Origin of the sequence: Sphingobacterium sp. Mn56C, assembly GCF_049319645.1 — a bacterium.
In the GTDB taxonomy this organism is placed as follows: domain Bacteria; phylum Bacteroidota; class Bacteroidia; order Sphingobacteriales; family Sphingobacteriaceae; genus Sphingobacterium.
Map to the genome: position 1 here is coordinate 284,937 of NZ_JBMOUC010000003.1, position 24,142 is coordinate 309,078.

General features: G+C 43.3%; 22 protein-coding genes. 9 read left to right on the top strand and 13 right to left on the bottom strand.

Annotated elements, in window-relative coordinates; all coding sequences use genetic code 11:
* The first annotated feature begins 333 nt into the window (after positions 1-333).
* Together ACL9RF_RS10810 and ACL9RF_RS10815 are read left to right on the top strand one after the other, a co-directional pair.
* The gene (locus tag ACL9RF_RS10810; protein ID WP_422800640.1) at positions 334-1,872 is read left to right on the top strand and encodes a YifB family Mg chelatase-like AAA ATPase; all 1,539 of its coding nucleotides are present in this window, start codon (positions 334-336) and stop codon (positions 1,870-1,872) included.
* A gap of 712 nt (positions 1,873-2,584) precedes the next feature.
* Positions 2,585-3,892, top strand: coding sequence for an MFS family transporter (locus tag ACL9RF_RS10815; RefSeq protein WP_422800641.1), 1,308 nt, complete (start codon positions 2,585-2,587; stop codon positions 3,890-3,892).
* Between the two features lie 95 nt (positions 3,893-3,987).
* On the opposite strand, the gene ACL9RF_RS10820 is transcribed toward ACL9RF_RS10815, so the two are convergent.
* The 4 genes from ACL9RF_RS10820 to rsfS form a co-directional block, all read right to left on the bottom strand.
* Entirely contained in the window at positions 3,988-4,617 is a 630-nt protein-coding gene (locus ACL9RF_RS10820) for a rhomboid family intramembrane serine protease (RefSeq protein ID WP_422800642.1), read from the bottom strand.
* 6 nt (positions 4,618-4,623) lie between these two features.
* On the bottom strand, positions 4,624-5,271 hold the full coding sequence (locus ACL9RF_RS10825) for a LutC/YkgG family protein (RefSeq protein ID WP_422800643.1): 648 nt from the start codon (positions 5,269-5,271) through the stop codon (positions 4,624-4,626).
* A gap of 93 nt (positions 5,272-5,364) precedes the next feature.
* Entirely contained in the window at positions 5,365-7,440 is a 2,076-nt protein-coding gene (gene ftsH / locus ACL9RF_RS10830; protein ID WP_422800644.1) for an ATP-dependent zinc metalloprotease FtsH, read from the bottom strand.
* A 35-nt stretch (positions 7,441-7,475) separates the two neighbouring features.
* Positions 7,476-7,850, bottom strand: coding sequence for a ribosome silencing factor (rsfS, locus tag ACL9RF_RS10835; RefSeq protein ID WP_422800645.1), 375 nt, complete (start codon positions 7,848-7,850; stop codon positions 7,476-7,478).
* A gap of 46 nt (positions 7,851-7,896) precedes the next feature.
* Between rsfS and ACL9RF_RS10840 the strand changes: the two genes are divergently transcribed.
* The 4 genes from ACL9RF_RS10840 to pfkA all read left to right on the top strand — a co-directional run bounded on the left by ACL9RF_RS10840 (position 7,897) and on the right by pfkA (position 12,075).
* Positions 7,897-8,667 carry a biotin--[acetyl-CoA-carboxylase] ligase gene (locus tag ACL9RF_RS10840; RefSeq protein WP_422800646.1) on the top strand — a complete coding sequence of 257 codons (771 nt, stop codon included), beginning with the start codon at positions 7,897-7,899 and terminating at the stop codon, positions 8,665-8,667.
* A 125-nt stretch (positions 8,668-8,792) separates the two neighbouring features.
* Complete coding sequence (locus ACL9RF_RS10845) at positions 8,793-9,242, top strand: protein-disulfide reductase DsbD domain-containing protein (RefSeq protein ID WP_422800647.1); 450 nt, start codon at positions 8,793-8,795, stop codon at positions 9,240-9,242.
* A 90-nt stretch (positions 9,243-9,332) separates the two neighbouring features.
* Complete coding sequence (locus tag ACL9RF_RS10850; protein ID WP_422800648.1) at positions 9,333-11,045, top strand: protein-disulfide reductase DsbD family protein; 1,713 nt, start codon at positions 9,333-9,335, stop codon at positions 11,043-11,045.
* 55 nt (positions 11,046-11,100) lie between these two features.
* Positions 11,101-12,075 (top strand): 6-phosphofructokinase, encoded by a 975-nt coding sequence (gene pfkA / locus ACL9RF_RS10855; RefSeq protein WP_422800649.1) that lies wholly within the window; start codon positions 11,101-11,103, stop codon positions 12,073-12,075.
* A gap of 106 nt (positions 12,076-12,181) precedes the next feature.
* Here pfkA and ACL9RF_RS10860 read toward each other — a convergent pair whose 3' ends face one another.
* From ACL9RF_RS10860 to ACL9RF_RS10870, 3 genes are all read right to left on the bottom strand, one after another.
* The gene (locus ACL9RF_RS10860; protein WP_422800650.1) at positions 12,182-13,435 is read right to left on the bottom strand and encodes a metallophosphoesterase; all 1,254 of its coding nucleotides are present in this window, start codon (positions 13,433-13,435) and stop codon (positions 12,182-12,184) included.
* Positions 13,436-13,442: 7 nt separating this feature from the next.
* Positions 13,443-14,471, bottom strand: a complete 1,029-nt coding sequence (hemH, locus tag ACL9RF_RS10865) for a ferrochelatase (protein ID WP_422800651.1) — start codon at positions 14,469-14,471, stop codon at positions 13,443-13,445.
* Between the two features lie 71 nt (positions 14,472-14,542).
* Positions 14,543-15,391, bottom strand: coding sequence for a 4-hydroxy-3-methylbut-2-enyl diphosphate reductase (locus tag ACL9RF_RS10870; protein ID WP_422800652.1), 849 nt, complete (start codon positions 15,389-15,391; stop codon positions 14,543-14,545).
* A gap of 132 nt (positions 15,392-15,523) precedes the next feature.
* Here ACL9RF_RS10870 and ACL9RF_RS10875 point away from each other — a divergent pair, with 132 nt between their 5' ends.
* Positions 15,524-15,943, top strand: a complete 420-nt coding sequence (locus tag ACL9RF_RS10875) for a nucleoside-diphosphate kinase (RefSeq protein WP_422800653.1) — start codon at positions 15,524-15,526, stop codon at positions 15,941-15,943.
* Positions 15,944-16,018: 75 nt separating this feature from the next.
* Here the strand turns inward: ACL9RF_RS10875 and ACL9RF_RS10880 are convergent, their stop codons facing one another.
* The 3 genes from ACL9RF_RS10880 to ruvX all read right to left on the bottom strand — a co-directional run bounded on the left by ACL9RF_RS10880 (position 16,019) and on the right by ruvX (position 17,625).
* Complete coding sequence (locus ACL9RF_RS10880) at positions 16,019-16,696, bottom strand: DUF2490 domain-containing protein (RefSeq protein ID WP_422800654.1); 678 nt, start codon at positions 16,694-16,696, stop codon at positions 16,019-16,021.
* 77 nt (positions 16,697-16,773) lie between these two features.
* Positions 16,774-17,208 (bottom strand): rRNA maturation RNase YbeY, encoded by a 435-nt coding sequence (ybeY, locus tag ACL9RF_RS10885; RefSeq protein WP_422800655.1) that lies wholly within the window; start codon positions 17,206-17,208, stop codon positions 16,774-16,776.
* 3 nt (positions 17,209-17,211) lie between these two features.
* Entirely contained in the window at positions 17,212-17,625 is a 414-nt protein-coding gene (ruvX, locus tag ACL9RF_RS10890) for a Holliday junction resolvase RuvX (protein ID WP_422800656.1), read from the bottom strand.
* Positions 17,626-17,699: 74 nt separating this feature from the next.
* Here ruvX and def point away from each other — a divergent pair, with 74 nt between their 5' ends.
* On the top strand, positions 17,700-18,929 hold the full coding sequence (gene def / locus ACL9RF_RS10895; RefSeq protein WP_422800657.1) for a peptide deformylase: 1,230 nt from the start codon (positions 17,700-17,702) through the stop codon (positions 18,927-18,929).
* A 92-nt stretch (positions 18,930-19,021) separates the two neighbouring features.
* Here the strand turns inward: def and ACL9RF_RS10900 are convergent, their stop codons facing one another.
* The 3 genes from ACL9RF_RS10900 to dnaG are packed head-to-tail and all read right to left on the bottom strand — an operon-like array spanning position 19,022 to position 22,462.
* Positions 19,022-20,059 (bottom strand): glutaminyl-peptide cyclotransferase, encoded by a 1,038-nt coding sequence (locus ACL9RF_RS10900; RefSeq protein WP_422800658.1) that lies wholly within the window; start codon positions 20,057-20,059, stop codon positions 19,022-19,024.
* A gap of 10 nt (positions 20,060-20,069) precedes the next feature.
* Positions 20,070-20,426, bottom strand: a complete 357-nt coding sequence (locus tag ACL9RF_RS10905; protein WP_422800659.1) for a YraN family protein — start codon at positions 20,424-20,426, stop codon at positions 20,070-20,072.
* Positions 20,427-20,449: 23 nt separating this feature from the next.
* Positions 20,450-22,462, bottom strand: a complete 2,013-nt coding sequence (gene dnaG / locus ACL9RF_RS10910) for a DNA primase (protein WP_422800660.1) — start codon at positions 22,460-22,462, stop codon at positions 20,450-20,452.
* A gap of 229 nt (positions 22,463-22,691) precedes the next feature.
* Here dnaG and ACL9RF_RS10915 point away from each other — a divergent pair, with 229 nt between their 5' ends.
* Positions 22,692-24,077, top strand: a complete 1,386-nt coding sequence (locus ACL9RF_RS10915; RefSeq protein WP_422800661.1) for a nucleotide sugar dehydrogenase — start codon at positions 22,692-22,694, stop codon at positions 24,075-24,077.
* Positions 24,078-24,142: the final 65 nt, after the last annotated feature.

Here is a 24,142-nt window from a genome sequence, read left to right on the forward strand (position 1 = left end):
TAACAGCTAAAGGTCTAAAACGTTTAGAATAATTTGCCTTTATCTGCAATATTTCGGAAACGATTTATTAATAAACAGCAAAAACAAGTCCAAACTCCGCATTTGAGAAAAGAAGGCATAATTCTAGTTTTAGCGTGCAGGAATGGGTAAAAGTTTAGCGTAGTACTGACATTTGCAATTTATATATCCCTAAGGCGGAATAAATGCACGCCATTTTGACAGGTTTAGAAGCTGCCGTTCACGCAAGACTTAAGGCCAAAAACACCTAAGGAAAGTCATTTTTTTATACAGGGCAATACCTTTATATTTAAAAGACCATCCATTATATACCTTATGCTTGTAAAAACCTATAGCAGTGCTGTACAGGGTATCGAAGCCTACAGCATTACCATTGAAGTAAATATCACCACTGGCACAAAATATTTTATTGTTGGACTACCCGACAATGCGGTAAAAGAAAGCTTAAGGCGTATCGAAACAGCCATAATTAATATAGAGCACCGTATGCCCCGACAAAAAATTGTCGTTAATCTGGCCCCGGCAGATATCCGCAAAGAGGGGTCTTCCTATGACCTTGGCATTGCGGTGGGGATTTTAGCGGCTTCTGCACAGATTCCCTGCGCGAAGACTGCAGATTACCTTATCCTTGGGGAGCTCTCTTTAGATGGCAGCATACTTCCTGTAAGGGGTGTCCTGCCAATTACGATGCAAGCCAAAACCGACGGTTTTAAGGGTATTATTTTACCGACACAAAATGCCCGCGAGGCAGCCATAGTTTCGGATATGGAGGTTTACGGGGTAGACCATATTAAACAGGTGGTGCAGTTTTTCACGGAGGAGCAGGCATTAACACCTACCATCGTAGATCTTGAAGCTGAATTTCAGCAGCATTTTGATAAGTATGATATAGACTTTGCCGATGTTAAAGGACAGGAAAATATAAAACGTGCCTTGGAAATCGCTGCCGCTGGGGGGCATAATGTGATATTAATAGGCCCTCCAGGTGCCGGAAAAACAATGCTCGCCAAAAGATTGCCGACCATACTACCGCCCTTAACACTTGAAGAGTCGCTGGAGACAACGAAGATCCACTCCGTTTCGGGATACCTGTCGGCGGCGGAATCTTTAATGCACAGAAGGCCGTTTCGGTCGCCGCACCATACCATTTCAGATGTCGCTCTTGTTGGCGGCGGCACCCACCCACAACCTGGCGAAATATCGCTTGCACATAATGGGGTTTTATTTTTAGATGAGCTACCCGAGTTTAAAAGAACCGTACTGGAGGTGATGCGGCAGCCACTGGAGTCAAGGCATATCCATATTTCAAGAGCCAAATTCAGTGTCGAGTATCCAGCTAGCTTTATGCTTATAGCATCGATGAACCCCTGCCCTTGTGGTTTTCATAACCACCCGGAAATCTCTTGCGTCTGTGGCCCCACGTTGGTACAGCGGTACCTCAGCAAAATATCCGGCCCCTTATTGGATCGAATTGACCTCCATGTAGAAGTTACACCGGTAGCCTTTACCGAGCTCAGCAGCAGCCGTACATCCGAAAGAAGTGAGGCCATACGTACACGCGTGATACAGGCACGCCTTATGCAGGAAACCCGCTTTCAGCAGTCGCAACATGTACACTGCAACGCCCATATGAGCAGCAAATCATTACGCGAGGTATGCCAAATCGAGGAGACGGGAAAAACACTGCTCTTAAATGCAATGCAGCGCCTGAACCTATCAGCGCGTGCCTATGACCGCATCCTCAAAGTGGCACGTACCATTGCCGACCTGGACGGCTCTGAGCGCATCAAAAATGAACACCTTGCCGAGGCGATACAATTTCGGAGCTTAGACCGAGAAAACTGGTCTGGATAGGGTTTATAGCTTACCCTGTAATGCGTCACCTGAAAAAAAAGCAAGCAAGACCCGTCAAAAAAAACGGGTACCACAGCAACCTGCGATCCTAACTTTCTTAGGCAAAATCCAATAAAAATTGACGGACACAACATCATCTTGTTCGAATACCTTAAACACTCGATCAACAGAAATACGAGTTCATTTATTCCCTCGATAGCTTTTTCAAGGAGAGATTAACTTACATGCACGAATAGTTGGAGAAGTACTGCCGTTATTATTTAAACGGGTGATACAATATCAACGCGTGCAAAAATAGAATTTGAGCCAGGGGTCAGGTATGACAACAAAGACATTGCACCAATGTAAAGGTTCAGCAAAAAGAGTCTCATAAAAGATCCGTTTGCCAATAGAAAAGCATATCTAGGTCGACAGTTCAATGCGCAAATGGAAAGTCGTAGATAAGGCCTATTTTGTTGATTTTAAGCCCCACAAATCAGCCGGCCGAAATATTTTTGATCGTATTAGAAGCAATAATTAACCGAACAATAACTACAAATGAACCCACATACGATGCATGCGATTACTTTTTAAGGGCCTAGTATTCGGGTTTTAATTTTTTTTAGCTACTTTGTATTTGCAACAAAACTTTTACAATTTTGTTGCCAACACAAACGGGCATTGGTACTTCTGTACCTATTCCTTATCACCAACATAACTAAATTATACATCGATGAAAAAATCAGCTGATTCTGATCAAAGCTATCAAGAGCTTCGCAAAAAGAGTATTATAGCCATAGTGAGTGCATCTTCTGGAAACCTTGTCGAATGGTTCGACTTTTATATTTACGCCTTTTCCTCCATATATTTTGCGCACCTGTTTTTTCCAGAAGGAGATTCCACCTCACAGTTAATAAAGACTGCCGCCATCTTTGCTGTAGGCTTTCTGATGCGCCCAATTGGGGGTTGGATTTTTGGACGTATTGCCGATAGGCATGGCCGTAAAAAATCCATGGTAACTTCTATTATCATGATGTTTTTTGGCTCTTTATTAATTGCGTGCTTACCTACACATGCACAAATTGGTGTCTTTGCCCCTATTCTACTTCTGCTCGCCCGTCTTATCCAAGGTTTATCCGTTGGCGGCGAGTATGGCGCTACCGCAACATACATGAGTGAAGTAGCCTTGCCCAAAAAGCGGGGCTTTTTCTCCTCCTTTCAGTATGTAACGCTTATTGGCGGACAGCTTTTAGCATCCTTGGTATTATTGATTATGGAGCTCACCGTAAGCTCTGAAGCCATGCACAGCTGGGCATGGCGGATACCCTTTGTATTGGGCGCTCTGGCGGCCTTACTATCGCTTTATCTTCGCCGACACCTTAAGGAAACGGCCCCCAAGGAGGCACAGAAACATAAAGGTGCAGGAACGTTGAAAGAGCTGTTCACAAAACATAGCGCGGCATTTTTTACCGTTCTGGGGTATACGGCAGGGGGGTCTTTAATTTTCTATACCTTTACTACCTACATGCAAAAGTACCTTATCAACAGCAGTAATTTTACGACGCCTACAGCAACACGAATTATGACGGCAGCCTTGTTTGTGTTTATGCTTATTCAACCCTTGTTTGGCTCCCTATCCGATCGTATTGGACGACGGAATTCGATGTTGTTATTCTCGGGCTTAGGCGCCCTCTTTACCTACCCCATTTTCCTGAGCCTCAACCATATCCAACAGAACCCCTATATTGCGTTTATCATTATTATCCTGGCCTTCGGTATCATTAGTTTTTATACCTCCATTGCCGGTATAGTAAAGTCTGAAATGTTTCCTGTAGAAGTACGTGCCCTCGGGGTGGGTTTATCATACGCTATTGCAAACGCAGTTTTTGGCGGTAGTGCCGAATTTGTGGCCCTCAACTTAAAGAATATAGGATCTGAACATACATTCTACATCTATATCACAATTATGCTGATTATTGCCTTCTGTGTTAGCCTTCGTATACCTAAAAAAGCCACTTATCTGCATGATGATGAACACTAAGTTAAAAACGAGCAGGCTAGTCAGCGCCGGCACAGATGGTCTTTTCTGGTACAAGATTACAAGCCTCCTGCCGCAAGGTCGGCCTGCATGCGATACTAAAACTGGCCAATAAAATGCTGAATTATCCAGGGGTAAAGCAGCATGGTTATTAACACCCCCGATAAGGCGCCAAATAAATGGGCATCATGATTAATCCGGTCGTTAGCATTTTTGGATGCCCAGATACAATACGCCAAATACAGCACCGCAAAAATATACGCCGGCATAGGGATAATCATAAAAATCCCTAACATGGTTTTAGGCTGAAAAAGGATATAACTAAACAAAGCCGCAGATATAGCCCCTGAAGCACCTAAACTGGCATATCCGGGGTTATTTTTTTGCTGTACAATAGTTGGAATATCACTCAACACCAAACTTAACAGATATAAACCAGCAAAATATACATGCCCTATCGGCCCACTCTGCAAAACGAACATATGTTCCAGCGGAAAAGCAAAATAATAGAAGGTTATCATATTAAAGAGCAAGTGCCCCCAATCGGCATGTATAATGCCACTACTGAAGATCGTATACCAGTTAGACCGATCTCGATGCAACTGATATGGAGATAGCATAAGCTTTCCATACATATGCGGATTAGAAAACACATATAAACTTGTGGCTATAGTAAATGCAAAAATCACACTTGCTACAGGCATATGGGTTATATAAAACTGAATCATGGGGTATTAAAATCTATCTTCCATTAAAAACACATAAATCTCTTTTGGGCCATGCGCTCCTAAAACTATTTTCTTCTCTATATCGGCAGTACGACTCGGGCCAGTGATTGTGGTTAAGGTTGTCGGCAGTTGCTCCGGATACTTGTCGCGTACTTTCGTTAGTGCATGTTTAATATCCATTACCAACTGAGAAGCCTTGGCCAAAACAATATGTATTGGCGGATACATACTTAATCTACGACCCGCACTTCCGGCATTAGAAACGAGAACAGTTCCATTGCGCGCCACTAAGGCTTCACATAGGGTAATACCGATATCGGCATCCTCAAAGCCGTCATCAGCAGCTAAAATTGGAAACCCATAGGTATACATCAATTGCTGCACCTCCTTCTCCCAGGCATAAATCCGAGATACGGAAAGCTCTTCAACCAAATCGATCAAGTTTTCGATAACGGAAATCTCACCATCGCAATAGATAAACTTTCCACCAATGGCCGTAAACTCGCGTGCAAAGGTAACATCCAAAGGGTCCTCTTCATCCTTATACAAGGGAGAATCTTCAAAATCAGGATGTGGATTATCCCGCCTTTGCAGTAAAGCCTGCCTAATATTCTTCAGCATCTTTTCCTTCGCAGTGGTATTTCTAATATTCATATGGACAGCAATAGTAGGCTAAAAGGCTATATACAAAGCCATAAAGCTATAAGCCGTAAGCGGAGGGCTTACGGCTTATAGTATGATGTATTTTTATTTTTCTTCTTCTTTAACATTTGTTGAAGGATCAGGAGCCGGTTGAGCATCCTCAGGAATCGGAGGTAACGGCAATTCTGTCGGTGGCACACCACCGCCATCAACACCACCGTTTACAAACTCATCATACGTTGTACGGTTAGCAAACGGACGTTTCCCAAGAATCTCCTCCAGATCCGTTTGAAACAAGATCTCTTTCTCCAACAGTTTTTCGGCAATACGAATTAAGCCATCTTGTTTATCTAACAACAGCTGCTTGGTACGCTCGTATACATCGGCGATTAATTTACGTACCTCATCGTCGATTAACTCGGCCGTCTGATCGGAGTAAGGTTTCTGAAACTGCGATTCTGAAGCCCCATCTCTAAAAGACACATTGCCGACTTTATCGTTCATACCATATACCGCAGTCATGGCATAGGCAAGCTTGGTAATACGCTCCAAATCATTCTGAGCACCGGTAGAGATTCTGCCGAAGGATATATCCTCTGCAACACGCCCTCCCATAGTCATACACATGCTATCCATCAGTTGCTCTGTGGTATACAAAAACTGCTCTTTAGGCAAATACTGCGCATACCCCAACGCTGCAACACCACGCGGAACAATAGACACCTTCACCAAAGGATCTGCATGTTCTAAAAACCATCCCGCAATAGCATGCCCCGCCTCATGATAAGCAACAATACGTTTCTCATCCGGCGAGATAATTTTATTTCTTTTCTCCAAGCCACCAATCACGCGGTCAATAGCGTCCTGGAAGTCCTGCATTTCAATAGCACTTTTATTTTTACGCGCTGCAATAAGGGCAGCCTCGTTACATACATTGGCAATTTCGGCACCGGCAAAACCAGGCGTCTGAGCGGATAGCTTTTTCGCATCAACCTCTTCAGCAAGCTTTAACGGTTTAAGGTGTACATTAAAGATATGCTCACGACCAATTAAGTCGGGTTTATCAATAGAAATCTGCCTATCGAAGCGTCCCGGACGTAATAAGGCGCTATCCAACACATCCAGACGGTTTGTGGCCGCAAGAATAATAACCCCCACATTTGTTCCGAAACCATCCATCTCCACTAAAAGCTGGTTTAACGTATTCTCGCGTTCATCGTTTCCACCCATAATGGAGTTCTTTCCACGTGCACGGCCGATAGCATCAATCTCATCGATAAAGATAATACAAGGTGCTTTTTCTTTAGCCTGTTTAAATAAATCCCTTACACGCGAGGCACCCACACCCACAAACATTTCCACAAAATCGGATCCCGACAGGGAGAAAAACGGCACCTGCGCTTCACCCGCAACAGCCTTTGCCAGCAACGTTTTACCCGTTCCCGGAGGGCCTACCAATAGAGCACCTTTAGGAATCTTACCCCCTAAGTCGGTATATTTTTTAGGGTTTCTTAAGAAGTCTACGATCTCCATCACCTCTGTCTTGGCTTCTTCCAAACCGGCAACATCATTGAAGGTGATATTTATCTGCGACTCCTTATCAAAAAGCTGCGCTTTAGATTTCCCAATATTAAAGATGGCACCGCCACCACCGGCACCACCGCCACCCATACGGCGCATAAAGAAGATCCAAATGGCGATAAGGATAACAAATGGCAATATAAACGACAAGAAGAAACTCGAGAACGCGTTGTTCTTGGTATCATATTTTGCCATTATTTTAGGTGTCCCTTCAGGCAAATTTTCCTGTGAGGCTGCAAGCTGTTTTTCGAAGGTATCTACAGACCCCATAGTAAAGGTATACTGCGGTCCGCTGGTACGCGAGAAAGAAAGGCTATTGCCCGATGGGGCTACATCTTTATACTTCTCCTCTTTTAGGCGGTCGGGTTTTATATACACCTCAACCTCTACTAAATCGTTGTTTTTATAAGCTATAATCTTATCTACATCTCCCGGAAGGAGCATGTTTTTTTCAAAGTTTTCATAGGAAGTTTCCTTCGAACTACCGGCGCTAAACACAAAATTTAATAGGATAAATCCTACTATCATGGCAATATATAGCCATATCATATTAAACTTAGGCGGAACAGGAGTCACCTTTTTACTCGGAATTTTCTTCATTACAATTTAAATACGTATCTATTAAATTAATCTCTTTATGCACTTTTAAACCGCTCTACAATGGCATCGCCCCATAGCTCTTCGATACGGTAGTGTTCTCTTTTCTCTGTCCGGAATATATGCACCACGACATCTACAAAATCTAACAGCAACCATTCGCCGTTTCCATGCCCCTCTTTATGCCAAGGCTCCTGGCCAAATGCTTTAAAAACTTCTTCTTCTATGCTATTGGCTATAGCATTAACTTGAACGTTGCTATCCGCGTGACAAATCACAAAATAATCCGAAACAGTAGCATTTATCGTTCTCATATCCAGTTTAACAATATCATTGCCTTTTTTTTCTTGCATACCAAGAACAACGATATCTGCCAGTCTGTTCGATAATTCTGAATTTTTCTTTTTACTCATTAAGAATTGTTATAGTTTTACTGCGAAACATAAAATCTTATATCTTTTGCAAAATAATACATTTTTTGGACATTCTACCCCTTATAGTATAATTGTTTTAGAGGAAATACCGTCCACAAATGATTATGCAAAACAGCTATTGTCAAATTTCAAGCCACAGATTCCATTTACTGCCATTCTGGCAAGACATCAGAGTCAAGGACGCGGATTACGGGGCAATACCTGGCTTACCAAACCCGGCGAAAATCTTACCGTAAGCTATGTTTTCAGTCCCGATAACTTGCCCGTAAATCAACAGTTCGCGTTAACAGTAATCTCAAGTTTAGCACTTTACGACTGTATACAAGAATGGACAAAAAAGCCTGTATCGATTAAATGGCCTAATGATATCCTGGTCAATAAAAAGAAAATTGCGGGCATGCTCATCGAAAATAAAATCCGCGGTACAAATATTTCACACGCTATTATAGGCATAGGTTGCAATATTTATGGTACTGAATTTCCCGAAGATATACGCCACAAAACGACCTCCTTGCGATTAGAAAATTCTGATATTAATTTGACATTTATCGCCTTGTCGACGCAGATAAGACAGCGCCTACTGCATTATTATCAGGTGTACCAGGAAAATTTCGACGCAGTACTCGCGCTTTACAACAGCCGCTTATTTAACCGAAACAGGGCTGCAACCTACGAGATCAATGGGCAGCAGCATAGGGGTACTATCCTGGATGTAGAGCAAGATGGTTTGCTGCGTGTACGCATACAAGAGCAGATCCATAAGTTCGACCTAAAAGATATTCGTTACCTGCTGTAGCTATAACAAAAAATTTACTTGACTTTACCAAAAGATAAAATGTAACTTAGCATTAAACTTACGGACAAAGTTAGAGTCGAAAGACAAATGTTCAATAGTAGCGAGAGCGTATTTTTAAAGTAATTATGAAAAAACTAAGTCTAGTGGTTGTTGCTGTACTGATGACAGTAGCTAGTGCATTTGCACAGATCCACACCCCTGTAAAATGGTCTGTAGCATCCAAGGTATTAAGTAAAACGGAAGCGGTGATTTTTATTAAAGCTACCATTCAAAACGGATGGAACATCTATGCACAGAATGTTCCTGACGGCGGCCCGATTCCAACTTCATTTAAGTTTACATCTTCCAAAGACTTCAGCTTAAATGGAAAAGTTGCTGAACCGCAGCCAAAAACGAAATATGAGGATGTGTTTAAAATGAATGTCCCTTACTTTACAAACGAGGTGGTATTTCAACAAAAGGTGAAAATTAACAAATCGGGCGCAGTGGTTAAAGGAACGGTGGAGTGGCAAGCCTGCGACAAGTCGCAATGTCTTCCTCCAGACGAGTATAATTTTACCGTCACATTAAAGTAGTTATAAAACCATAAAACATAAAAAGGCAGTATTTCTACTGCCTTTTTTTATACTTTTACATCTTCAAAACACACAAACAGACAATAGCATATGAAAACGTATTTGTTGGCCTTAATTACTTTGTTATTTATAGGCTCAACCTCCATAAGCTTCGCACAGAAAGACAGCTTATTATCTACCGAGGGGCTTGAGTTTACGGATGGCTCCAGCACCGAAGAATCGGAGCTTCTGCCGGTGCCCGATGATTTGGTATTCTCGGATGGACAGGACAGCTCTGCGCAGTTGGCAGACAGCAGCAAAACTTCCGGCACCGCAACGACACCGACACCGACCCCAACAGATTCCGACAAATTATCCTTATGGGGGGTCTTTATAACCGGACTGTTAGGTGGTTTTGCGGCATTTTTTATGCCTTGTATTTTTCCGATGGTTCCTTTAACGGTTAGTTTCTTTACCAAAAGGGCGGCCTCGCGCACCAAAGGAATATCGCAAGCGCTATTATATGGCTTATTTATTATTGTTATCTACGTAGCACTGGGGATGATTATCTCCATATCCTTCGGTTCGGATGCCCTAAATCAGCTGTCGACAAACGGTATTTTTAACTTTGTATTTTTCTTAATATTGGTGGTATTCGCAGCATCATTCTTCGGTGCCTTTGAAATTACACTGCCAAGTGCATTTGTCAATAAAATCGATTCCAAATCTGATCAAGGCGGACTGATAGGTTTATTTTTTATGGCCTTTAGTTTGGCTGTCGTATCGTTCTCTTGTACCGGTCCTATTATCGGCACTTTATTGGTCGATGCCGCATCCAAAGGCGAGCGCTTGGGCCCTGCCATCGGTATGTTAGGCTTTTCGCTGGCTTTGGCAATACCTTTTGTGCTTTTTGCCATCTTCCCTTCTATGATGAAGTCTATGCCAAAATCTGGAGGCTGGTTAAACAGTGTAAAAGTTGTATTGGGTTTCCTGGAGCTTGCTTTAGCTTTAAAATTCCTTTCCAACGTAGACTTAGCCTACCACTGGAATTGGTTGGATAGGGAGGTATTTTTAGCCTTATGGATTGTAATATTTGGCCTCCTGGGTTTATACCTTATCGGCAAAATCAAATTCTCGCACGATAGCGACCTGCCTTATTTATCGGTGCCACGCACGATTATTGCAATTATCACATTCTCCTTTGTCGTTTATATGGTTCCCGGCATGTGGGGAGCACCTTTAAAAGCGATATCCGCATTTTTGCCTCCTTCGGCAACGCAAGACTTCGATTTATCGGTAGCTCAGCTTGGCGTGGGCGGTTCGCCAGCATCCAGCGATGCGCATACGCGTAAATATTACGATATCTTCCACGAGCGTGGTACACCGAAAGGTTTTGAGCCTTACTACGATTACGACGAAGCTATCGCCGCAGCGAAGGTGGCCAACAAACCTGTACTGATCGACTTTACAGGCTGGAACTGTGTTAACTGCCGTAAAATGGAAGCTAATGTTTGGACCGACCCTAAGGTGGCAGCACTTTTAAAAACGGAGTTTATTATGGCCGAGCTTTTTGTAGACGACAGAACGGAACTTGCTGCATCGGAGCAGTATACATCAACTTACAGTGGTAAGAAGATTAATACCATTGGAAAGAAAAACAGTGACTTCCAAGCTTCAACGTATAACAGCAACTCACAACCTTTATATGTTATTGTAGATCCCGAGGGCAATGTCTTGGTACCACAGCGTGGTGCCGACTATAATATCAACAGTTATGCAGCATACCTGCAGTCGGGAATTGATGCATTTAAAGCAAGTAAATAAGGGGTTTAATATAAAATTAATAACGATTTTCAGCAAACATTGCTATATTTGAAGTATGAGTGAAATTAAGAATATTGCAGTTTTAACCTCCGGGGGCGATGCTCCAGGTATGAATGCCGCTATTAGAGCCGTAATTCGTGCCGGTATCTACCACGGCATAAATATGTATGGTGTACGTAGGGGATATAGCGGTTTGGTAACCGGGGAAATTATACCCATGGATGCCAAATCGGTAGCTAATATTATCCAACGGGGGGGAACGATTTTAAAAACTGCAAGATGTGATGAGTTTAGAACGGTAGAAGGCCGTAAAAAGGCTTATGAAAATATCAAAAAATTAAATATTCAGGCCTTAGTGGTAATCGGAGGCGATGGTACCTTTACGGGCGCGGATAAATTTATCCAGGAGTTTGATATTCCGATTATTGGTATACCCGGAACTATTGATAATGACCTCGCCGGAACCGACTTTACAATTGGTTACGATACAGCTATCAATACGGTTGTAGACGCTGTAGATAAAATCAGGGATACAGCAGAATCGCACGATCGGTTATTTGTTATCGAGGTGATGGGTAGAGACTCTGGGCTTATTGCCTTACGCTCGGGAATTAGTACAGGTGCCGAAGCGGTGTTAATACCCGAACTAACCGTAGATTACCATGCCATCATGACGCGCTTAGACAAGTCTAGAGCCAATAAATCATCGCGTATTGTTATTGTGGCCGAAGGCGACAATGAAGGTGGTTTAGTCGTAGGCGAAAAAATTAAAGAAAACTTCCCGCATTATGATGTTCGTGTTTCGATTTTAGGGCATATTCAGCGCGGTGGTAAACCTTCTTGTATGGACCGTGTGCTGGCTAGCCGCTTGGGTGTTGCTGCTGTAGAAGGCTTATTAGAGGGGCGCAGAGGTGAGATGGCGGGTATTATTGCGGGCGAAATTGCATTTACGCCTTTTAGCAAAGCTATTAAACATATAAACGAGGTAAATACAAACCTTACGCGTATTGTCGAGATTTTATCGCTATAAACGCGTTAATTTTATACGTAAAAAAGGGGAATCTGCCAGCAGATTTCCCTTTTTTTAGGGTATAGTATGTGCCGCTGTTCGACAACAGCCTCGTAATAGGCAACGATTAGGTTGCCGACAATTCAAAAATGGTAATTTCAGGCACAATGCCTACACGGCCGGGATACCCTAAAAACCCATAGCCTGTATTAACATACAGCTGCTGTTTCCCTTCGGTATATAAACCCGCCCACTCTTTATAGATATATTTTGCCGGGCTCCACTGGTAGTGTTCCCCACGAACGCCAAATTGCATGCCATGGGTATGCCCTGCAAACATGGCATCGACATCCGTATCCAGCACCTGGGCACGCCAATGCGAAGGGTCGTGCGACAGCAATAACTTAACCGCTTTATCGTCGGTACCCTGTAAGGCTTTCTTTAGATCTCCCTTTTTCGGAAAACGCCCTGTACCCCAATTCTGCACGCCAACAATGGCAATTTCATCCTGTCCGACTTTAAGGGTTCTATTTTCATCCATCAGTAAATCCCAACCCATAACCTTATGCGTATCGATCAAATCCTGCAGGTTTTTACGCTTTGCAGCGCTATCCTCAGGGCCATAATAGTAATCGCCATAGTCGTGATTCCCCAATGTGGAGAACACCCCATAGTCGGCATGTAGTTTGGAGAATATATCCTGATAATCGCGCATTTCTGTCGCCACATTATTCACCAAATCACCCGTAAAAAAGATCGCATCAGGCTTTTCGCCCAATAACATCTCTACACCCCCCAAAACGGCTTTATGGTTATAGAAAGACCCTGAATGCACATCCGAAATCTGCGCGATTTTAAATCCATGAAACGACTTCGGTAGATTTGGCAACAGCAGCTTCTGCCGGCGGATAGTATAATCGTAAGCACCAGAGACAATACCCCAGGTTAAGGGAGCCAAGGGCAAGGATGCTACTAACAAGCCCGATTTTAATAAAAAGTCGGACCGACTGATGGTATTCGCTGCGTTATCTGCTGTCGGTGCTACAGCTGTTATCGGCTCTACGCTTGCGGCTTTATTTTTTGGAGCCCCCAGCCGAGAAAGCCATACCCCACCCCGGCGCATATCGTCGATAAATAAAATTAACGCATAGATTATCTTTGACACTGCGGTCATAAAAAATGCCACCAATATTACAGAACGCAGGGTTAATGGAATATTAAACTTATAACCAATAAATACACCGGTTAATAGACTCAGCGAAAAACCCCACCATAAAAACATAAACCAGCGTTTATGGGCAAAGCGAATCTTGGTGGAGCGAAGGGCAAAAAAGATATAAAAATCGAGTACAAACAGCAGTAACGCAAAAAAAATAACCATACAAATCTTAGTTTTGAAGTACCATTTCCTTTAACGATTGTATCCAGCGTGGATTATCGTTTAAGCTTTCGACCATAACAACGTCTTCACCGCCCAATTGTTTGAATTCATTGGCATATTCTACCTGAATCTCGTCTAATGTTTCAATGCAATCGGAAACAAATGCCGGACTGAATACCAATAAACGCTTAACACCTTTATGAGCTAAATCGTGCAATGCATCCGACGTATACGGCTGTATCCAGGGGGTTTTACCTAAACGCGACTGAAAACAAACGGTATAGCGGTCTTCGCTTAGGCCCAACTTACGGGCAATGGCTCGGGTTGTAGCATAACACTGCGAAAGATAACAAAAGGCATTCTTTTCTACCTTACACTGGTCGCAGCCATTATCTGGGCACTTTAAATTGCCTGAAGGGTCTACTTTTCCTAACTGACGTACCGGAAGACCATGGTAACTAAATAAGATATGATCGAAACTATCGATATCGTGTTTTTTACTATTCTCGGCCAATGTTTCCACCAGCCCTTCATCATCGCAATAGCTGTTTACAAAGGAAACTTTAGGAAAATACTGCCACTTACGCATTATCTCCATCACCTTTTCGATTATCGAACCCGTAGTTGCCGAAGCATATTGCGGAAATAAGGGAATAACTTGTATAGAATCAAAAAACATACCCTCCATTTTCTTTAATGCAGATTCTATGGATGGGTTCTGGTAGCGCATCGCCAGCTCCACATGATATTCATCGCCCAGCTGCTGCTGCAATAGCTGCTGCTGCAATATACTGTAATGCATTAGCGGCGACCCGGTTTCTTCGTCCCAAATTGTGGCATACGTTGCCGCAGACTTGGACGCTCTTTTGGGCACGATAGCACCTTTTACCAATAACGTCCGCGTCCAATAAGGAATATCAATTACCCTGCCGTCCATTAAAAACTCGGTCAGATATTTTTTCACTTCTGGAGTCCGTGGCGCATCGGGCGTACCCAATTGTACTAATAAAACACCTTTTTTAGCTTTGTTTCTCATCGCCACAAAAATAGGCAAAAAATAACGGTTCAGTTGGTCAAGATCGTTATTTTGAAAATTACATGACTGGATTACAACTGCTCCAGGGCAGCTTTTACTTCCTTCATCAACCACATGGGGGTTGAAGTGGCTCCACAGATACCAATACGCTCACCTGCAAGAAACGTCAACCCTTCGAGCTCCTGTGTTTCGGAAATAAAATAGGAGTTAGGGTTTGCCGCTTTACATACATCGTACAACACCTTACCATTCGAGGATTTTTTGCCCGAGACAAAAACAATTTTGTCGTATTGCTTGGCAAAATCGCCCAGGTCTTCATAGCGGTTAGACACCTGCCTACAGATGGTATCATTGGCTTTTACCGTATATCCACGGCTGATAAGCTCATTTTTTATGGCGTAGAATTTATCGACACTTTTTGTGGTCTGGCTATATAGGGTAAACGATGCCGGCAAGTCAACATGATCCAATTCTGTGATATCCTGAAACACCAAGGCCTCATTATTTGTCTGCCCCTGCAGGCCAATAACCTCGGCATGTCCATGTTTACCAAAGATCAGAATCTTCTCTTGATCATCGAACGATGTTTTTATTCGATTTTGTAGCTTTAATACGACAGGGCATGAGGCATCGATTAAGGTAATATTATTTTCCAGTGCTATACGGTACGTCTCCGGTGCTTCACCGTGCGCACGGATCAACACCTTTTCATTCTGCAACGTCGGGAGAACATCATGGTTAATAATGCGAAGACCTTTAGCTTTTAACCGCGCAACCTCCTCATCATTATGCACAATATCGCCTAAGCAATACAGATACCCCTCATCTTCCAAAATCTCTTCGGCCATATCAATAGCATAGACAACGCCGAAGCAAAAACCGGAATCCTTATCAATTGTAACTTCTAGATGCTTACCCATAGTTAGCAAAAGTAAATGTTAAAAAAGTAAAAATGAAAAATTAAAAAGTAAAAATAAAAAAGATGGATGTCAATGCAGGGAACTTGTTAAACAAAAACTTACCTTTGCAAAAATATAATTGAATTATAAGTTATGGCAACTAACAGAACTTTTACAATGATTAAACCAGATGCGGTAGCAAATGGTCATATCGGAGCTATTTTAAATGACATTATTGCGGGCGGTTTTAAAATCGTGGCAATGAAATATATCCAATTAACAGCAGAAAATGCCGGTGATTTCTACGCCGTGCACAAAGAGAGACCATTTTATGGTGAGCTTGTAAACTTTATGACCTCAGGTCCTATCGTTGCTGCAATTTTAGAGAAGGATAACGCTATTGAAGACTTTCGTCAATTAATCGGTGCTACAGATCCTGCAAAAGCAGAGGCTGGTACTATCCGTAACAAATATGCTAAATCTATCGATGCAAATGCTATCCACGGATCAGACTCAGACGAAAATGCGCAGATCGAAGGAAACTTCTTCTTCTCTCAATTCGAAAGATTCTAAGAATAGATAAGATACTACCCTAAAAGAGGCGGTCTATACAATGTATAGACCGCCTCTTTTTTTTCCATATACGTTTTATTTCCAATGTACCTGATGGTGTGTAGATAGCAGAATATGATTCGTGCCCTTTGCTGTACCTACATGCTGACGCATATACCCCAACTGAATGCCGAGGTTATTTTTTACCTTATAGCCCAAACCCGCATAAGCCCTATTTCGGTCAAAAGCCTTTATGTTGCTATTGTCGGAAAGATTTATAAAAACCTCATCATAGAAAGCCAGGTAAGACCCTTTAGCAGAAAAGCCATATTTCGTTAAAGGCACATCTACAAAAAGGTTATAACGAAAACGGCCACGAAAATCCTGGTTTTCAATAAAACGCTCCTCCAAGCGGAATCTATGCCGCAGCTTGGCAGTTTTTATACCATGCGACGCCATAATCTCCTGATAAATGCGATGCTCATTAAAGGGGTTATTGGGGGCGCCCATGGCTTCGGTATAGACAAAACCATAACCTAATGTGCCCTGCAAGTAGGGTTTAAATTGATACTGAGCCCCTACCCGGGCCAACGTTTGGTTATGGTCGCCAATAATCTGATAGTCGCGCAATTGCAACTCATGGTGAATACCCCATTTGCTATCTTTAATTTTGGTGTGCCCAAAATAAATAAGCCAAGCCTGTGGCTGCTGTGTCTGTGCGTAACTAAAAGACGCCGTAAAAAGAAAAAGTACAACGAGTAAAAATAACTGCATACGCTAATAAATTAGAATCTTCAAAAGGCTGAAAATAACAAAACTTATTAAGTATATAATTTATCGTATTGTAAATTTTATAGTACTCTTTTGGCGAGGTACTCATTTTCTTTGGCTGTCATTAAATCTTTATCCGCTTTCTTTTTATCGAGGAAACCGCAAAGATGCAATACGCCATGAATAATAACACGGTGCAGCTCGTCGACAGCACTGACGCCAAATTTAGCGGCATTTTCAGTCGTTCGCTCCACAGATATAAAGATATCCCCCGCAATGACCTCCTCCGCTTCCGATGCGTCAAAAGTTACGATATCAGTATACGTATCGTGGTTTAGGTACTTTTTATTGATCTCTAAAAGGTAGCTGTCGGAGCAGAAAATAAAGTTTAACTCGGCCACACGGGCGAAGCCTTCGGCTTTAATCGTATCGTAAATCCAAGCCCGAACTTTAGCCTTATCTTTTAAGGTAAAATCAATGTCTTCACTAAAAAATGTAATGTCTCGAATAGCCATAAATTAAAATGCTTTTTTGTCCATATAGGTTTGTAAAATTAATGTTGCCGACACCGTATCGACCAAACCCTTGCTGTGTTTTTTATTTTTCTTCAGCCCCGACTGTGCTATAGCCGCCGACGCCATCTTGGAGGTAAAACGTTCGTCGATCTCTTCAACAGCAATCCCGGGGTACTCCTTTTTCAGTTTACGGATAAAACCAACCACATGCTGTGCCGATTCCGAATCGGTACCATCCAACTGCAAGGGTTTTCCGACCACAAAAGTTTCCACCTGCTCGCTGGCGAGGTAATTTTTTAGAAAAGCCCATACCTCGTCGGGATGCACCGTTGTTAAGGCGGTAGCAATAATCTGCAAGGAGTCTGTTACCGCAATGCCAATACGTTTGGTGCCGTAATCGAATGCCATTAATCGCATAAAATGTTTTTTTGCAAAGGTACAATTCCCAAATGAGGATAAAAATCTATAAATTTGGTAGATATTTAAAACATATGCGCCAGACCATCCTCATCCTGTTGTTATTCACTTTCGCTGTACAGGCAAAAGCACAGACACCGTCGTACGAAAGCAGCTTAGCCGAATACCGGCAGGCAAAAAAGGAACATTTTCTAAAAGATAATTTTGGGCCCCTACGGGCAGAGAATGTGCAATACGTAAATTATTTCCCCGCCAATAGCAAGTATATCGTCGACGCCGACCTGCAGTTGCTCTATGGCGAGAAAGAATTCCGGATGCCAACCTACGATGGTACGAGCAACCCCTACAAGCGCTATGCACGCATTACCTTTACCATCGACGGCGAGACACAGCAGCTAACACTTTATCAAAGTGTAGCCCTATTTCAAAACCCCAACTATGCAAACTACCTGTTTTTACCCTTCACAGATAAAAGCAGCGGCAACGAGAGCTATGAAGGCGGGCGTTATCTGGAGCTGGATGCCACAGCCATTAGCAACCATAAAATCCGCGTAGACTTCAATAAAGCCTACAACCCCTACTGTGCCTACAGTTCGGGCTATCGATGCCCACAACCTCCTGTGGAAAATAACCTACAGATTAGTATATTAGCAGGCGAAAAGAAATATAAAGGACCAAAAAACGAACGTCCAGTAAATACAGCTATGGCAAAAGGATTCACTGAAAAAGAAAAAGCGCTGATTACGGCCGGCGACAATACCGAAAAACTTCATGTCTACCAAATTACCGACGCTAAAGAGCGTGCAGTATTGCAAAGTAGCTCGACAGATATTAAAGCCGATGACCCGCTGGTTGCAACCTTAGCACAGCGTATGTTGGCGACAGTACAAGACCCGGCACACCCTGGTGTTGGCATTGCAGCACCACAGGTCGGCATCAACCGCAACCTAATCTGGGTACAGCGTTTTGATAAAAAAGACGAACCTTTTGAGTTTTATATCAACCCCAAAATTATATGGCGTTCAAAACTTACCCGCGAGGGAGCTGAGGGCTGTCTATCCATTCCCGATAAAAAGGAAAATGTAGAACGCAGCTACGCCATACGTTTACAATATTGGGACACCAAGGGTAATATAATCGAAGAGAATATCGAAGGATTTACGGCTGTAATCTTTCAGCACGAGGTAGACCACTTGTATGGCATACTCTTTCCAGACCGTATAGAGGAACAAGTCGCGGAAAACCAAATCCCCTTAAACGAGAAAATTAAATTTTCGGTAGGCAAAGGAACCCTCATCCCCTAACGGCAGGCACGGGCACGGAAAGACAACGCAAAAAAAGAGGAGCCTACAATGAATCGTGGCTCCTCTTTTTTATATATCCGGCACCTGGAAAACTAACGTTCCACCATTTTTATTTCAAACAGCTTAGCCCAAAGTTTACCCGTAACGAACAATCGCTTTCCGGCAGCATCGTAAGCAATACCATTTAGCTCATTATCATACTGCTGTCTATTTTCTGTATACATACCCACCAAATTAATGCGACCTTCCACGGCTCCATTTTCGGGGTTTATAATCACAATAATTTCTTTCTCGTACACATTAGCATACACCTTACCGTCGATATACTCCAGCTCATTCAAGGCATCAACGGCACCATTCTCGTCGTATACCGCAACAGAGTGCAGCTCCTTACCCGTAACAGGGTCCAGAAAATACAGGTTGTTGCTACCATCGGATTTAATCATATTTTTACCATCGTAGGTTAAACCCCAGCCCTCTTTACTATTTTCATAGCTGAAAGTTCCCGTCTGCTGCAAGGTATTTTTATCGTAGAAGAAACCCACATTCTCCCGCCAAGTCAGCAATGCGATCTTATTCCCCAGCAAGGTCATCCCCTCGCCGAAATACTTTTCATCGAGTTTTATACTTTTCAGTACCTTACCTGTTTGTAGATCCACCTTCCGCAGCTCCGACTGGCCGTAGCGGCCCGTAGACTCGTATAATATACCATCCGCAAACTGCAGCCCCTGTGTAAAGGCCTCCGTATCGTGGGGATACGTGTTCACCACCTCAAAGCCATAGTTTTTAGCATTTTGTGGCAGCACCATAATATTACTATACACAATATCCTCCTTGCCAGCAGCATATACCCGGGCAGAAAGAGAGCGATCGCCAAAGCCATATTTTTTAGTATCCAAACGCACCGCCGCCGTATCGGTACGGCGCTCCAGCACATTACCATCTACCGAGTACACCACCGAATCGATACCCGCATCAGGGAAGTTTAACTTCAACTTCACCAGCTCGCCATAACCGACCCTACTGCCAGACTCCGGCTCCAGGAAGCTTAATTTTGCCTGTTGCGTTTTACAGGCCGCCAAACTTAGGGAAAACAATACTGCAGCCCCCAACAAAGATTTTATTTTCATGTATTACAAACTAAAAGTCACTCCAAAAAGCATCCTTAATATGCTCTATTAATTTCGAATCTAAATATACAGAAACTATATCAAAACGTATCTCCCCATCAAATAACGAAGCGGCTAAATAAGCATCTGCCGCTTCCAGCAGGAAGCGCTGCTTCTGCAGATCGACAAAATCTGCCGGGTGGCCGAAGGCCGTTGTCGAGCGGCTTTTAACCTCTATAAACAGCAGTACATCGCCATCGCGGGCAATAATATCAACCTCCAGATGGCCATAGCGCCAATTTCGCTGCAACAGGGTGTACCCTAAAGCCATTAAATGCTGTACAGCAAGCTCCTCCCCATATTTCCCGTACTCCTGCTGTTTCGCCATAACTATATAATTGGATACATATTTTATTTCACAACGGTATTCCCCAGCATCTCGCCAAGCATTTTTTCGGCCTCTTTAAGCTTTTGGTACTTATGGAGGCATATCTCCAGATCCGCAGCATTCGTGCAAGTTTTTAGCTCCTCGCGTACCTTATGCATCTCGCGTTCAAATTTCCGCTTTTTAATTCTATATATTGCCTGTACAACAAGATCTTTCAAGTGCTCAATCTCCTGGGTAACATATATTTTGCGCTTATCGTCGTTCCAATTCGGACTTATTTCATAGCGTGTAGCAATACTATCCACCACAAGATTCGCCACCTCGGTATTTTCATGACCCAAGAAAAACTTGGCTTCAGGGACCTCAAAGGTTTCCGCCTGTTTTATAAATTCCTGCACAATAATAGCACTCGCTTTATCCTCAAAAGCAATATCGTCGATGCTACCCAACAAATACGGTGCAACCGGAATATCACCGTCGCCCTCCCAAGTCACCAATTCACGGCCATAGTTCAACAATATCCGCACCACCTCGCGCTCCTGCAATATTTCAGCCGTCAACTGCTGCTGCGACGATGGCGGCAGCCCTGCCGAAGGCGTCTCTCTACCTTCAGCGCGTTCCGACTCGGTAAGGAAAAAATCCGCCGGAGGGCCATCGCCCAAATCCGGGCCAGACGGCGTATAAGACGAAGACTTCCCTTTAGCGGTATTTCTACGATCCTGCTCCTTCGCTCTACCCAGGCGTATTTTATTTAACTCTGTCAATAAAACACGTTCCTCGATATCCAACAAAGAGCTGCAACGCTGTATAAAAACGGACACCTTAATTTCGTCCGGAATAAGGGCAATACTCTGCACCACATCGCGTATCACCTCCGCCCGTTTTATAGGATCTTCTTTAGCATCCTTCAGCAGAATATGCGTTTTATAGAAAATAAAATCCTCCTGATTGCTGGTGATATAATCTTTAAAGGCCGCAGGACCTACCTGTTTGGCATACGAGTCGGGGTCATTACCATCCGGAAAAAGCAGCACCTTAACATTCAAGCCCTCCTCCAACAGCATATCCGTACCCCGCAAGGAGGCCTTTATGCCGGCAGCATCGCCATCGTACAAGATCACGACATTTTTTGTAAACCTCGATATCAGCTTAATCTGCCCCGTCGTTAAAGATGTTCCCGAAGAAGAGACCACATTTTCAACCCCCGTTTGGTGCATGGCAATAACATCAGCATAGCCCTCCACCAGGTAACACAGGTCGGCATCCATAATGGCTTTTTTAGCTAGGTTAAGACCATACAGCACATCCGATTTATGGTAGATATCACTCTCCGGCGAGTTTACATATTTAGGGACAGACTTTTCCGTTTTCAATGTTCGCCCACCGAAGCCAATCACACGACCGGTAAGATTATGGATCGGAAAAATAACCCTTCCGCGAAAGCGGTCGTACAAGGATTTATCGTCCCGCTCAATGGCCAGGCCTATTTCGGCCAGGTAAGTATCCTGAAACCCCGCCTTTTTGGCGGCATCCACAACTGCAGTCCACTGATCTGGAGAATACCCCAGTTCAAATTTTTTGATAATAGCTTCACTATACCCACGCTCCTTAAAATAAGAAAGACCTATGGAGCGCCCTGCAGGACTATCCCACAGCTGCTCTTTAAAATATTTGCCGGCCCACTGGCTCAAGATAAACAGACTCTCTCTTTTATCCTGCATTGCCAGCTGCGCTGGTGTTCGCTCGACCTCCTCAATCTCGATATGGTACTTATTCGCTAGGTAGCGTATCGCTTCGGGATAAGAGAATTTCTCGAGCTCCATGACAAACTTAAGGGAATCACCACCGACACCACAGCCAAAACACTTGTAAATACCCTTCGCTACCGACACGTGGAAAGACGGTGTCTTTTCATTGTGAAAAGGGCAGTTACCAATCAAAGAGGTACCCCTTTTTTTAAGGTCCACAAATTCACCTACTACCTCCTCAATGCGGGCAGTATCCAACACTTTTTCTATTGTTTCCTTTGTAATCAACCTAACCTCAGCTTAATTTTGTTTACCCTTTGAACTTTTATATCCGGCTTAAACTAGCATAATAACCCCTATAGGCATGCCAAGTCAAGACAAGATTATCAAAGGTAAATATTATAATTTGAAAAATCTGAACCCAGGATTTCGATAATTTATAGCGCTGAAAATTTGTAAAACAGTAGATTATTCAATTAAGCCCTTATCTTTGCAGTAACAAATAAACAATGCAGCGATGGCTTTTAATGTAAAGAAAATCTGTTGTATCGGCGCAGGCTATGTAGGAGGCCCTACGATGTCTGTTGTTGCACAGCAATGTCCAGATATTGAAGTAACCCTGGTAGACATGAATACGGCGCGCATAGCGGCCTGGAATGCGGCAGACCTAAACGAGCTACCGATCTACGAACCTGGCCTTGCCGAGGTTGTGGGGGAAGCCCGCAACCGTAATCTATTCTTTTCTACTGAAATTGAAAAAGCCATACAAGAGGCCGATATGATTTTTATATCGGTAAATACCCCGACAAAAAACTACGGTAAGGGCAAAGGTATGGCCGCAGATTTAAAATTCATTGAGCTCTGTGCGCGCCAGATTGCCGAGGTCTCTACTACGGATAAAATCGTAGTCGAAAAATCTACCCTCCCGGTACGTACGGCAGCAGCGCTGAAAAGTATTCTACATAATACCGGATCTGCGGTAAACTTCCATATCCTCTCCAACCCTGAGTTTTTGGCGGAAGGAACGGCAATTCAGGATCTGTTAAACCCCGACAGGGTTTTGATAGGGGGCGAAAATGAAGACGCTATACAGGCCTTGGTCGCTATTTATGCCCGTTGGGTACCAACGGATAGAATTTTGACGACAAACCTGTGGTCATCGGAACTATCTAAACTTACGGCCAATGCCTTTTTAGCGCAGCGCGTATCTTCTATAAATTCCATATCCGAGTTATGCGAAAAAACAGGAGCCAATGTGGAGGAAGTTGCTAAAGCCATAGGTATGGACTCGCGTATTGGTGCTAAGTTTTTAAAAGCCTCGGTAGGTTTTGGGGGTTCATGCTTTCAAAAAGATATTTTAAACTTGGTGTATATTGCCCGCAGTTACAACCTGCAGGAGGTCGCCAACTATTGGGAGCAGGTGATCTTAATGAACGACCACCAGAAACATCGTTTCGCCGATAATATTATTCAGACTTTGTTTAATACCGTAAACGGCAAAAAGATCGCCATATTAGGCTGGGCTTTCAAGAAAGATACCAACGACACCCGCGAGTCGGCAGCGATATATGTCGCCGACCACCTGCTGAACGAAATGGCAAACCTCAGCGTTTACGACCCTAAAGTTCCGGCAGAGAAGATATACATCGACCTGGATAACCTGAACACCCGTAATGCTGCCGAAAATCAAAGCCTCGTAACGGTGAGTGCCGACCCTTATGAAGCTTGCAAAGATGCACATGCCGTTGCAATTTTAACCGAGTGGGATGCTTTTAAAGATTACGACTGGGCAAAGATTAAAGCGCATATGAAAAAACCGGCCTTTATATTTGACGGCAGAAAATTATTGAACCGACAACAGATCGAAAGTTTAGGATTTAACTATTACGCGATCGGCGAATAACAAAAAAGAGGTGCTTCAATTTATAAATTAAAGCACCTCTTTTTTGTTGGCCTGCACAGGTTGAT

Bases quoted from the DNA above. Each gene is read 5' to 3' on its own strand.
- ACL9RF_RS10810 (WP_422800640.1), top strand. From the start codon at position 334: ATGCTTGTAAAAACCTATAGCAGTGCTGTACAGGGTATCGAAGCCTAC.
- ACL9RF_RS10815 (WP_422800641.1), top strand. From the start codon at position 2,585: ATGAAAAAATCAGCTGATTCTGATCAAAGCTATCAAGAGCTTCGCAAA.
- ACL9RF_RS10820 (WP_422800642.1), bottom strand. From the start codon at position 4,617: ATGATTCAGTTTTATATAACCCATATGCCTGTAGCAAGTGTGATTTTT.
- ACL9RF_RS10825 (WP_422800643.1), bottom strand. From the start codon at position 5,271: ATGAATATTAGAAATACCACTGCGAAGGAAAAGATGCTGAAGAATATT.
- ftsH (WP_422800644.1), bottom strand. From the start codon at position 7,440: ATGAAGAAAATTCCGAGTAAAAAGGTGACTCCTGTTCCGCCTAAGTTT.
- rsfS (WP_422800645.1), bottom strand. From the start codon at position 7,850: ATGAGTAAAAAGAAAAATTCAGAATTATCGAACAGACTGGCAGATATC.
- ACL9RF_RS10845 (WP_422800647.1), top strand. From the start codon at position 8,793: ATGAAAAAACTAAGTCTAGTGGTTGTTGCTGTACTGATGACAGTAGCT.
- ACL9RF_RS10850 (WP_422800648.1), top strand. From the start codon at position 9,333: ATGAAAACGTATTTGTTGGCCTTAATTACTTTGTTATTTATAGGCTCA.
- pfkA (WP_422800649.1), top strand. From the start codon at position 11,101: ATGAGTGAAATTAAGAATATTGCAGTTTTAACCTCCGGGGGCGATGCT.
- ACL9RF_RS10860 (WP_422800650.1), bottom strand. From the start codon at position 13,435: ATGGTTATTTTTTTTGCGTTACTGCTGTTTGTACTCGATTTTTATATC.
- hemH (WP_422800651.1), bottom strand. From the start codon at position 14,471: ATGAGAAACAAAGCTAAAAAAGGTGTTTTATTAGTACAATTGGGTACG.
- ACL9RF_RS10870 (WP_422800652.1), bottom strand. From the start codon at position 15,391: ATGGGTAAGCATCTAGAAGTTACAATTGATAAGGATTCCGGTTTTTGC.
- ACL9RF_RS10875 (WP_422800653.1), top strand. From the start codon at position 15,524: ATGGCAACTAACAGAACTTTTACAATGATTAAACCAGATGCGGTAGCA.
- ACL9RF_RS10880 (WP_422800654.1), bottom strand. From the start codon at position 16,696: ATGCAGTTATTTTTACTCGTTGTACTTTTTCTTTTTACGGCGTCTTTT.
- ybeY (WP_422800655.1), bottom strand. From the start codon at position 17,208: ATGGCTATTCGAGACATTACATTTTTTAGTGAAGACATTGATTTTACC.
- ruvX (WP_422800656.1), bottom strand. From the start codon at position 17,625: ATGCGATTAATGGCATTCGATTACGGCACCAAACGTATTGGCATTGCG.
- def (WP_422800657.1), top strand. From the start codon at position 17,700: ATGCGCCAGACCATCCTCATCCTGTTGTTATTCACTTTCGCTGTACAG.
- ACL9RF_RS10900 (WP_422800658.1), bottom strand. From the start codon at position 20,059: ATGAAAATAAAATCTTTGTTGGGGGCTGCAGTATTGTTTTCCCTAAGT.
- ACL9RF_RS10905 (WP_422800659.1), bottom strand. From the start codon at position 20,426: ATGGCGAAACAGCAGGAGTACGGGAAATATGGGGAGGAGCTTGCTGTA.
- ACL9RF_RS10915 (WP_422800661.1), top strand. From the start codon at position 22,692: ATGGCTTTTAATGTAAAGAAAATCTGTTGTATCGGCGCAGGCTATGTA.